Source organism: Mycolicibacterium sp. 624 (assembly GCF_040548615.1).
Classification (GTDB): Bacteria; Actinomycetota; Actinomycetes; order Mycobacteriales; family Mycobacteriaceae; genus Mycobacterium.
Window position 1 is genome coordinate 254,915 of record NZ_JBEPRZ010000001.1, and the last position, 12,334, is coordinate 267,248.

The 12,334-nt window shown below is 68.0% G+C and carries 2 protein-coding genes; one reads left to right on the forward strand and one right to left on the reverse strand.

Features of this window, described 5'->3' with window-relative positions:
• Positions 1-72: 72 nt before the first annotated feature.
• Positions 73-11,103: a type I polyketide synthase gene (locus tag ABIA65_RS01170; RefSeq protein ID WP_354522348.1), complete on the forward strand. Its 11,031-nt coding sequence runs from the start codon at positions 73-75 to the stop codon at positions 11,101-11,103.
• Here the strand turns inward: ABIA65_RS01170 and ABIA65_RS01175 are convergent.
• On the reverse strand, positions 11,100-12,179 hold the full coding sequence (locus ABIA65_RS01175) for an NAD(P)H-dependent amine dehydrogenase family protein (protein ID WP_241401671.1): 1,080 nt from the start codon (positions 12,177-12,179) through the stop codon (positions 11,100-11,102). The two genes, ABIA65_RS01170 and ABIA65_RS01175, sit on opposite strands and share 4 nt — an antisense overlap.
• Between the last annotated feature and the right edge of the window lie 155 nt (positions 12,180-12,334).

Consider the following 12,334-nt stretch of genomic DNA (forward strand, 5'->3'; position numbering starts at 1 on the left):
AGATTGCGCGCCCGGTGGCATTGTGGCCACCGAGAACGTTTGATCGGACCGCCGATCGGGAGGGACACCGACATGGGATTTGCCGACCGTTCAATGGAGCCGGCCCCGCGTTTTGCGATCGTCGGCTACGCCGCCCGTTTTCCGGGTGCAACGGATGCAGATGAGTTCTGGGATGTGCTGCGCGAGGGCCGCGACGCGATCTCGGAAGTGCCGAACGATCGCTGGAATGCCGACGACTTCTTCGACCCGGAACCAGGGGCGCCCGGCAAGGTCGTCACCCGTCGCGCGGGGTTCGTCGATGATGTGACCGGGTTCGACGCGCCATTCTTCGGCATGTCGACCCGCGAGGTCCGGCTGATGGACCCGCAGCATCGCATCCTGCTGGAGACGGCCTGGCGCGCGGTGGAGCATTCAGGCACGGCACCAACAGCTTTGGCCGGAACCAACACCGGCGTATTCGTCGGTTTGGCCACGCACGACTACCTGGGCATGGCCTCCGACGAGCTGACCTACCCCGAGATCGAGGCCTATCTGGCCATCGGGACGTCGAGCGCCGCGGCAGCGGGCCGGATCAGCTACCGGTTGGGCCTCCAGGGCCCCTCGGTGGCGGTCGACACGGCGTGCAGCTCGTCCCTGGTGGCGATCCATCAGGCCTGCCAGGCGCTGCGCTTGGGGGAATGCGACCTCGCGCTGGCCGGCGGGGCGAACGTCCTGCTGTCTCCGGCGACCATGATCACGTTCTCCAGCGCGCACATGCTCTCGCCCGATGGCCGGTGCAAGACGTTCGACGCGGCCGCCGATGGCTATGTTCGCGGCGAGGGTTGCGGCGTCATCGTGATCAAGCGCCTCGAGGACGCGATTGCTGACGGCGACCGGATTCGAGCCGTGATCCGGGGCAGCGCGATCAACCAGGACGGCGCATCGGGCGGCTTGACAGTACCGAATGGTGTTGCCCAGCAACGGGTTATCGCCGATGCACTGTTGCGTGCCGACCTCGAACCCCGCGAGGTCAACTACCTGGAGGCACACGGCACCGGGACGTCGCTCGGCGACCCGATCGAGGCCCAGGCCGCAGGGGCCGTGCTCGGCGCTGGACGCGAGGCCGACCAGCCACTGTTGATCGGCTCGGCGAAGACGAACATCGGGCACCTGGAAGCCGCCGCGGGAATCGCGGGTGTCATCAAGGTCATCTTGTCGCTGGAGCACGAGGCTCTGCCGAAGCACCTCAACTTCGAGAACCCGTCGCCACACATTCCCTGGGACCGCCTTGCCGTCGAGGTGGTGCGGGAGACCATCCCGTGGAAGCGCGGCGATCGGCCCCGCATCGCCGGGGTCAGCTCGTTCGGGTTCGCCGGCTCCAACGCGCACGTCATCCTCGAAGAGGCACCGCTAGCCGCCGAGCAGGCAAATGAGCCCGCCACCGCACCCGGTCCGGGCGAGCAGGCCAAGGACAAGTTCAGCGTTCTTCCGCTCTCGGCGCGGACACCCGCCGCGCTCATGCAGCTCGCCGAGCATTACCGCGGCTGGCTGAGTGCGCACCCGGAGGCCACCCTCGCCGATGCCTGCTTCACCGCAGGCACCGGACGAGCACACCTGGAGCACCGGGCCGCGCTGGTGGTCGATTCGAGAGAGTCCGCCATCGAGCTTCTCGGCGCGCTCGCGGACGACCGCCCGGCACCGGGATTGGTCCGCGGAGAATCTCACGACACTCCGAAGACGGCGTGGCTGTTCACCGGTCAAGGCAGCCAGTACGCCGGCATGGCCAGGGAGTTGTACGACACCGAGCCGGTGTTCGCCGAGACGCTGAACCGGTGCGCGGCCACCGTCGCCGACGTTCTCGAAAAGCCGTTGCTCGACGTGATTTTCGACCTCAACGGTCCAGTCGCCGACGAGACGCTGCGGCAGACCTCCTACGCGCAGCCCGCGCTGTTCGCGCTGGAGCTTGGTCTGGCCCGGCTCTGGCAGTCGTGGGGTTTCGAACCGGACGTGGTGCTGGGCCACAGCGTCGGCCAGTACGCCGCGGCCTGTGTCGCGGGCGTGCTCACCCTTGAGGACGGCGCGCGGCTGATGGCAGAACGCGGCCGACTCTTCGGCAGCCTGCCGACGGGTGGCCGGATGGTAGCCGTGTTCACGGCCGCCGAGCGTGTCGAGAGCCTCACCGACGACTTCCCCAGCCTGTCGGTCGCCGCCTACAACGGTGCCAACACCGTCCTGTCCGGACCCGCTGCGGAGTTGGAGCGGGCGGTGGCCGGGTTGACTGCCGACGGTGTCCGGTGCGACTGGCTGGAAACCAGCCACGCGTTCCACTCGGCGCTGCTGGACCCGATCCTCGACGAGTTCGAGGCGTACGCACAGCAATTCGATTACGCAGCGCCACAACGGGTTCTGATCGACAATCGCACCGGCGCCCAGCTGGGCTGGAGCGTGAAGATCGACGGCGCATACTGGCGTCGGCACGCGCGCCAACCGGTGGAGTTCGCCAAGAGCGTGCAGACGCTTGCCGATCTCAACTGCAAGGTGTTGCTCGAGATCGGCCCGCAGCCGGTGCTCACCGCCACGGCACTGCGAGCGTGGCCCGAGCCGGCCACCGCGCCTCGGGCGATCGCGACCCTGCGGCGAAACACCGCCGACCACAGGCAGATCACCGAAGCCGTTGCCGATGCCTACGTCCTGGGCCACCTGCCCGACTTCGGCGCATTTGCCCAAGCACACGCGCGAAAGCTTGACCTGCCCACCTATCCGTTCGAACACCGCCAGTACTGGTTCCGAGATGACCGGGAGCGCCCCGAGGCGCAGCAGCTCCTCAGCGTCCCGCGCACCAGGGCCGTCGGCCTGCTCGAGGACGACCGGATCGAGGAGCTCGCGAACCTGCTCGGCGGTGCGGGCGACGATCCAGTAGCCCTGCAGGTGCTGACCGAGCTTGCGGCACAACACAACCAACAACGCAGTACCCAGTCCATCGCTGACGACCGCTACGAGATCCGGTGGGCGAAGTCCCCCACTCCGCTCGCCAGCGCGGATGACGGCGCGGGGACCACCTGGCTTCTCGTCGGTGCGAACTCCCCCGCGGTTGCGCCGTTGGTCGACGCGCTCGCCGCACGCGGGTATCAGCATCGGTTCATCGAGTTGCCTGCGTCCGACACCGACGAGGAGAAGCTCGCGGATGCGCTGCGCGCAGCGGCAGCGGACGCTTCGACGTTGCGCATCGTGAACATCGCGGCGGTGGATGCGGGCTCGACCACGCCATCGATGCAGTCACTGCTGCGGATGCAACACCGGATCCTGAGCGGAACCCGGCGATTGTTCCGCGCTGCGAGCACCGCCGACCTGCGCACGCCCATCTGGGTGGTAACCCGTGCGGCACAGCGCGTCACCGACGCGGACACCGTTGCGCCTGAGCAGAGTTCGCTGTGGGGATTCGGTCGTGCCGCGGCGCTGGAGCTTCCGCAGGTATGGGGTGGCCTTGCGGATCTGTCGACGGGCACTGACACCGAATGGTCCGCGCTCCTCAATCGGATCATGACACCGTCCGACCCGGCCCTGCGAGAAGACCAGATCGCGCTGCGCGATGACACGGTCTACGTGCCCCGGCTGGTTCGGCAGACTGAGCAGCCGAGCGGTAAGCCACTGGAACTGCGTAGCGACGCAACGTATCTGGTGACCGGCGGGCTGGGCTCGATAGGCCTGGAGATCGGCGGCTACCTGGCGGCGCACGGCGCAAGGCATCTGGTCCTGACCAGTCGACGCACTCCCAGCGATGCCGCGCAGCAGCGCATCGACGCGCTGATCGCGCAGCACGGCTGCGAGATCCGCGTGGTCACCGCGGACGTAGCCGATGCGCACGACGTCGCACGCCTGCTGGCAGGTGTGCAGGCCGAACTACCGCCGTTGGCCGGCATCGTGCACGCTGCGGGCGAGATCGGCACCACCCCGCTGAGCAATCTCGACGACGCCGAGGTGGATCGCGTGTTCGCCGGGAAGGTCTGGGGTGCTTGGCATCTGAGTGAAGCAGCGACCGATCTTGCGCTCGACTTCTTCATCAGCATCTCCTCGATCGCCTCGGTGTGGGGCGGATTCGGTCAGACCGCCTACGGCGCGGCCAACGCCTTCCTCGACGGCCTGGCCGCACGCCTGCGCGAGCAGGGGGTCGCCGCGACCAGTGTCAACTTCGGCCCCTGGTCGGCGGGCATGGCCGACGCGGAGTCCCGTGCGCGACTGGATCAGCGCGGGGTCAAGACACTGTCACCCGCCGATGCACTTGCGGGTCTGGTCGATGTCGTGACGGCCTCCTCGACACCGGGTCTCGCACAAGGGGTCGTGGCCCGGATCGACTGGGCCCGGTTCCTGCCGCTCTACCAGCAGGCGGGCAGGCGGGCATTCCTGGCGGAGTTGGAGCGCGAGGTGCCGTCGGAGCTGACTGCTGTGGCGTCGACGGCGACCGCCTCCGGGCTGACCCCGTTGGTCGAGCGGCTCACAGGAGCTCCCGTGCAGCAGCGCAGGAGGCTTCTGATCGATTACCTGCGCGACGCGGTGGCAGAGGTGACGCGCGTCGATACCTCCGAGATCCGCGAGGACGCGGGATTCTTCGACCTCGGCATGGATTCGCTTATGGCCGTGGAGATGCGGCGCCGCATTGAGGCGGGAGTCGGCAAGGAGGTACCCATCACCCTGGTGATGGATCACCCACGGCTGTCCGATGTGGCGGACTACCTGCTCGGCGAGGTGCTCGGACTGAGCGAGGCACGCGCCGATTCCGGGCCTGCGCTGGCATCCGCGGCGGCGACGCGTACGGACGAGCCAATCGCCATCGTCGCGGTGTCGTGCCGCTTTCCCGGTGCGCCCGATCCGGAGGCATTCTGGGAGGTGCTAGCCGGCGGTGTCGACGCGATCCGTGAGGTCCCCGAGGACCGCTTCGACATCGACGAGTTCTACGACCCGGATCCGGACAGTCCAGGCAAGACGTATACGCGTTTCGGCGGATTCCTTGACGGCATCGACGGATTCGACCCCGAGTTCTTCGGCATCTCCCCGCGCGAGGCGGTCTGGATCGAGCCGCAGCAGCGCCTGACCCTCGAAACGGTGTGGGAGGGCTTGGAGCGGGCCGGGTACGCGCCTGCGACGCTGCGCGGTAGCCGCACCGGCATCTTCATGGGCGTCGCCGCCAACGAGTACGCGCATCTGCTGTCGGCGCAGTCGGTCGACAAGATCGAACCCCACTTCATCACCGGTAATGCGCTCAACGCCATATCCGGTCGGGTCGCCTTCGCGCTGGGTCTCGAGGGACCGTCGGTGGCGCTCGACACGGCATGCAGTTCAGCTCTCGTGGCGGTCCATCAGGCCTGCCAGGCATTGCGCTTCGGCGATTGCGATATGGCGTTGGCCGGCGGCGTGAACGTCCTGCTGAGCCCGGTCACCATGATCGCCGCATCCCGTGCGCGGATGCTCTCCCCCGTCGGGCGATGCAAGACCTTCGATGCCTCCGCCGACGGTTACGTGCGCAGTGAGGGCTGCGGCGTTCTCGTGCTCAAGAGGCTCAGCGACGCGGAGCGCGACGGGGATCGGATCTGCGCCGTCATCTCCAGCAGCGCGGTGAACCAGGACGGCGCCTCAAGTGGCTTGACTGTCCCCAATGGCGGCGCCCAGCAACGACTCATCGGGACGGTGCTGGCTCGCGCCGGTCTGAATGGCGGCGACGTCGACTACCTCGAGGCGCACGGCACGGGTACCCCGCTGGGGGATCCGATCGAGGTGCAGGCGGCGGCCGCCGCATACGGCGGCTCGCGTGACGCCGACCGACCACTGCTGATGGGATCGGTGAAGACCAATATCGGTCACACCGAGTCCGCATCCGGGGCAGCGGGTCTGATCAAGGTCGTGTTGTCACTACAGCACGATGAGCTCCCGCAGAGCCTGCACTTCGATAACCCGTCACCCCACATTCCGTGGGACTCCCTTCCTGTGCGGGTCGTGGACAAGGCGACTCCGTGGCACGCCAACGGCAGGCTGCGGCGCGCGGGCGTGAGTTCCTTCGGCTTCACCGGGACCAACGCTCACGTGCTGATCGAGGAGGCGCCGCCGCGTGCGACACCGGCCGAGCCTGCTCCCGACGCGCTGGAGACGCAGGTAAGCGTCCTCCCGCTGTCCGCACGGTCACCGGAGGCGCTGGTGGCGTTGGCGCAGAGTTACGAGACCTGGTTGAGCGCCCACCCGGATGTCGACCTCGCCGAGGTGTGCCTCACCGCCGGGTCGGGTCGGTCGCATTTCGAGCATCGCGCAGCGCTGGTCGTGGACTCGGTCGCGACCGCACGCGACGGTCTGGTCGCACTGGCTGATAACCGCCTGCGACCCGGTGTCGTGCGCGGCGAGCACATGAACCATCCAACGACCGCGTGGCTGTTCACCGGGCAGGGTAGCCAGCATCCGGGGATGGCGCGCGAATTGTTCGACACCGAACCGGTTTTCGCCGACACCGTGAAGCGCTGTGCGGATGCGGTCAAGGACATCGTTTCGCGTCCGTTGCTCGAGGTGATGTTCGCCACCGATCGTGAGACGGGCGGTAAGGCTGGTGAGGCCTTGCGGCACACGTCGTTCGCGCAGCCTGCGCTCTTCGCCGTCGAGATGGGCCTGGCCCGGCTGTGGCAGTCGTGGGGTATCGAACCCGACGTGGTGCTCGGGCACAGCGTGGGCCAGTACGCGGCGGCATGCGTGGCCGGGGTGTTCAGCCTCGAGGACGGCGCACGACTGATCGCCGAGCGCGGCAGGCTGTTCGGCAGCCTGCCCGAAGGCGGGCGAATGGTGGCGGTTTTCACCGACGCCAAGCGCGTCGAGGAGCTCGCCGGCGAGTTCCCGCGGGTGTCGGTCGGCGCCTACAACGGACCCAACACCGTGCTCTCAGGCCCCGTCGAGGATCTGGAACGGCTCGTCCCCCGATTCGAGGACGACGGGATCCGCTGCACGTGGCTTGAGACGAGCCACGCCTTCCACTCGGAACTGCTGGATCCGGTGCTCGACGAGTTCGAGTCGTACGCAGCGCAGGTGCAGTTCGCCGCGCCTGAGTTGCCGCTGGTCTGCAACCGCACCGGTGCCGTGCTCACGGCCCAGACTCCTCTCGACGCGCAGTACTGGCGGCGGCATTCCCGCCAACCGGTGCAGTTCGCCGAGAGTGTGCGCACCGTGGCGGCACTGGGCTGCTCGGTGCTGATGGAGATCGGTCCGCAACCGGTGTTGACCGGGGCCGCGGTACAGGTCTGGCCGGAGCACCTGGCCGCACCGCGGGCTGTCATCTCGCTACGCAAGGGCGTTGCCGACCGGCGTCAGATCGCCGACGCACTGGCCGCGGCCTACGTCGGCGGCCACCGACCCGACTTCGCCGCACTGCATCATGGGCCCCGCCTGGGCGCACTCGAACTGCCCACCTACCCGTTCCAGCGCCGCCGGTTCTGGCCCAAGTCGTCCGGGCTCGCCGGTTCCGACGTCAACGGCGCTTCGGTGTCCGGAATCCTCGGCAGTGCAAAGGATCTCGCGTCCGGAGACTGCGTCTACACCAGCAGACTGTCGGTGAAGTCGCAGCCGTGGCTCTCCGACCACGTCATCTACGGCACCGTCGTCGTCCCCGGCGCGACGTACGCCGCGATGGCATTGGCCGCGGTGGGTACCCCGGCGCGGGCCAAGGAGGTCTTCTTCTACGAGCCGATCATTCTGCCCGAGAAGGCCTCTCGCGAGGTACAGCTGACGTTGCACCCGCTGGAGCAGGACGGCGAGTCGCGTTTCCAGGTGCACAGTCGCTCGTACGGTGAGCGCGGCGCCGAATGGTCGTTGAACGCCGAGGGCATCGTGGTCTCCGGCGTCAGCGACACCGCTGGCGAGCCGGCCGACGAACAGTCGGAACCCGTCGACGAGGCGATCGAGCGCCTGGACCGCATGCGGCCCCAGGACCTGTTCGAGACCTTCGCCGACCTGGAGCTTGCGTGGGGGCCGACGTGGTCCGGTTCGCTGAAGTCGTTGTGGCTCGGTGAGGGCGAGGCGATCGGCGACATCCTCGTCGGCGAGGAACTCGCCGAACATCTCAGCACCGAGCCGATGCACCCGGTGCTGATGGACCTGTGCACCGGAGTCGCCTTCCCGGCGTTCCCCGCGCTCTTGGCGGCCGAGCAGGGTGTCAACGATCTGTTCCTGCCGCTGCGGTACGGACAGGTGACGCTGCGGGAGAAGATGCCGCGACGGTTCTACTGCCGCGCGCGGTGGCACAACAGCGGTCTCGACAGCGAAACCCAGGTCTTCGATCTCGACTTCCTCGATCGAGATGGTCGCCAGCTGGGCGGGATTCAAGACTTCACCGTGAAACGCGCACCCCGCGAGGCGTTGCTGCGCGGCCTCGGTGGCGATGCCACCCGGCTGCTCTACACCCTCGGCTGGCACGAAGTGCCGATGGCCAGCGCCGACAGCGAGAGCGTCGGAAGCACCAACGGCACCTGGCTGATCGCCGGATTCGACGATCTGGCCGCCAAGGTGCCGGGCTGTGTGCCGCTCGATCGGAACACCAACTCCGAGCTCCTGGGTCAGGTGTTGGCGCAGGCGCACGAGCGCGGTGCCGGGTTCTCCGGCGTCGTCTGGCGCGCGACCGCGTCCCACCCAGAGGGTTCGGGCACAGTCGAGTCGAGCGCCGAGGTTGCCGCGCGGATCGAGACCGAGATCGCCAACCTGCTCAGCGCCGTGCACACCGTGCAGGGCGGCGAGGTGAAGCTGCCCGCGGGGCTGTGGATCGTCACCGAGCAGGCGATCGCAAGCGAATCCGGTGAGCCTGTCGACCCGGTGCAAGCGGCGCTGTGGGGATTCGGGCGCACCACGATCAACGAGGAACCAGTGCTGCGCGCCAGACTGGTCGACTGCGATGGCTCGGATCAGGCCGTGCAGACACTGGCGAACCTGATGGCCAATCCCGTCGACGAGCCGGAACTGGCTCTGCGACAGGGCAAGCTGCTGGCCTCGAGGTTGTTGCCGTGGGCCCGCAGCGGCCATCTCACGGTGCCACGCGGAGGCGACTACGTCCTAGCACCCACCGAACGGGGTGCGATCGACAACCTGCGGCTGACCGAAACGGACGTGCTGCCGCCGGATGAGGGCTACGTGCAGGTCCGAGTGGAGGCCGCAGGCCTCAACTTCCGCGATGTGCTCAACGTCCTCGGCCTCTATCCCGGTGATCCGGGAGCGATCGGCGGCGACTTCGCCGGCGTCGTCACGCAGTTGGGCGACGGTGTGACAGGGCTCGAGGTGGGCCAGCGCGTCTACGGCTCGATGCAGGGCGCGTTCGCCAGCCGGTTCAACGTGCCTGCCCAGTTCCTGGCGCCGATCCCCGACGGGGTGAGCGCGGTGGAAGCCGCGACGATTCCCGCCGCCGCGCTCACGGTGCGGTTGTCGTTCGACTGGGCACAACTCAAGCCGGGCGACAAGGTCCTCATCCACGCCGCCAGCGGTGGCGTGGGGCTGGCGGCCGTCCAGATGGCCCAGCGGTTCGGTGCCGAGGTGTTCGCCACGGCCAGCACGTTCAAGCGTGCGACGCTGCGCAAGCTGGGCGTGAAGTACGTCTACGACTCGCGCACAACGGATTTCGCCGACCAGATCCTGGCGGATACCGACGGTGCAGGCGTCGACGTGGTGCTCAACAGCCTGACCAGCGAAGGGTTCATCGAGGCAACGCTGCGTGCCACCGCCCAGAACGGCCGCTTCGCCGAGATCGCCAAGCGCGACATCTGGACGCATGCGCAGATGGCCGAGGCCCGATCCGACATCGCCTACGAGATCGTCGCGTTGGACACGGTGATGTTCACCGAACCCGATCGCATTCGCGACTTGCTCACCGAGGTGTCGCAGGGTCTTGCCAATGGCGAGTGGACACCACTGCCCGCCGAGATCTACCCGCTGACCGAGGCGAGGGCCGCATTCCGCCGGATGCAGCAGGCACGCCACATCGGGAAGATCGTGTGCCAGATTCCGAATCCGCTCACACCACGGGCGGACCGGAGCTACCTGATCACGGGCGGTCTCGGCGCGATCGGTCTGCACACGGCGTCGTACCTGGCCCAACTCGGCGCCGGTGACATCGTGCTGAGCAGCCGGCGCGCGCCCGACGCGGACGCACAACGGACGATCGAGGAGATCGCCGAGCGCCACAAGTGCCGCGTCCACGTGTTCACGGCCGATGTGGGCGATGAGTCCGAGGTCGCGAAGCTGCTGGAGCGAATCCGCGCGGAGTTGTCGCCTCTGGCCGGAGTGGTACATCTGGCGGGCGTGCTCGACGATGCCCTGCTATCGCAGCAGAGCCTGGAGCGATTCCGAACGACCCTGGCACCCAAGGCGTTCGGCGCGTGCCACCTGGACCGGTTGACCAAGGGCGACGAGCTGGACTTCTTCATCGTGTCGTCCTCGGTGTCCAGCCTGTTCGGGTCACCGGGGCAGTCCAACTACGCGACTGCCAACGCACTGCTCGACGGCCTGGTCGCACAGCGACGGGCACAGGGTCTGCCCGCCACCGGCGTCAACTTCGGCCCCTGGGCGCAGGGCGGCATGGCCTCCTCGGAGGCCGCGAGCGCCAATATCGGTGCGCAGGGCCTGATTCCGCTCGACCCCTCGGCTGCGCTGAGCGCACTCGCCGAGGTCGTCGCCAACGGAACCGGCCAGGCCGCAGTCATCAAGGCCAACTGGGCGCGTGCCGCGAAGGTGCTGGGCAGCTCGCGGCCACCGATTCTGGACCTCGTGTTGCCGAGTGCCGTTGGCGAGGTGACCGGGGACAGCGAGCTGCTCAAGCAGCTGCAGGAGATCCCGGTCTCGCAGCGCGCCGGCTTCGTCACCGAGTTCCTCGCGCGAGAGGTGCAGAACTTCCTGCGGTTGGCATCACCGCCCGCCGCAACCAGTCGGTTCCTGGACCTCGGCACGGATTCCCTGATGGCGATCGAACTCCGCAACCGGCTGCACAGTCAGTTCGGCGGCGCGTTCACGATCAATGCGACCGCGGTGTTCGACTATCCGACCATCGGTGGGCTCGCCGAGTATCTGGTGGGTCAGCTGCCCGACACCGAGCCGCCGGCCGCGGAGGGGGCCTCCTAGGCCCAGCGGGTGGCTTCGACCTCGTCGGGCAGCGGGGTGTGCAGCGGGACGTCGAGACCGTCGTAGATACCGGGCTTCTGGGTGGCCAGCCACTCGATGGCGCCGAGGAGGCGGTTGGCGGCGGTGGTGTTACCGCCGTCGGCGCGCGTGCCGCCGGGGACGTCGGCGCGGCTGAGGATCGTCAGCTGCGGGTCGCCGTCGATGATGACGCGGTGGTCGCCGACGCCCTCGTCGGGCTGCGGCCATTCCGGCGCACACGCCGGGTCGATGCGGGTGATGTGCTCGATGATGACGCGCTGCTTGCCGCCTGACCATCCGATGACCTTCAGGAAGAAGGCACCCTGGGTGCCCTTCTCGAAGTGACCCATGACGTTGTCGACCGACTCCTCAAGGGGCAGCCGCTCGACCTCCTCGGTGATCTCGTCGATCTCCATGCCCAGCCCACGGCCGATGAGGCGGACGTTGCCGCCCCACACCATGGTCGGGATGGACGGCAGCAGCATCATCGGCACCTCGTCCATGGAGCCGCCGAACCCGCACGACACCCGAACCGCGTAGGGCTGGTCGTAGGTGGAGTAGTCGAAGATCTCCTGGCAGCGGATGGTCTGGATCCGGGTGCACAGGCCCGCGGCCATCACGGCCAGCGCGTCATTGCCCCAGCCGGGGTCGACACCACTGACCAGCAGCGTGGACCCGCCCTCCTCGGCAGCGGCGGTGAGTCGGTCGACCCACTCCTGCGGCGCCGAGCGCGGATCGTAGAGCGAGTAGAGAGACGGCGTCACGACGAGCGCGCCCGCGCGCAGGCACCTCTCGATGTCGGTGATCGCGTCATCGGGGCGGATGTCACCGGACGCCATGTAGGCGACGGCGTCAGCATTGGCCAGTGCGGCGTCGACGTCGGTTGTGGCCGTGACTCCCGTTGGCGAGTCGAGGCCGGCGAACGTCGCGGCGTCCTTGCCCTCCTTGTCAGGCGACGAGGTGATGACACCCGTCAACTCCAGGCCCGGAAAAGCCACCGCCGACCGGATTGCAGTCGACCCCATATTGCCCGTACCCCACACCGCCACACGTCGCATTCGGTCACAATAACGGGCGTGCCACAGGCCTTCGTGGCGGACATCACATTCCGGCGAATCCGCAGCTCAAGGCGGTCATTTGACGGTCCCGCCAGCCCCCATCAACCACTTGGTTAGTTAGCTGGCAGAAATTTGCTCGAGATCACTTTGCGCGG

What these genes read in the sequence shown, in the direction of transcription:
- ABIA65_RS01170 (WP_354522348.1), top strand. Translation starts at nt 73, where the DNA reads ATGGGATTTGCCGACCGTTCAATGGAGCCGGCCCCGCGTTTTGCGATC.
- ABIA65_RS01175 (WP_241401671.1), bottom strand. Translation starts at nt 12,179, where the DNA reads ATGCGACGTGTGGCGGTGTGGGGTACGGGCAATATGGGGTCGACTGCA.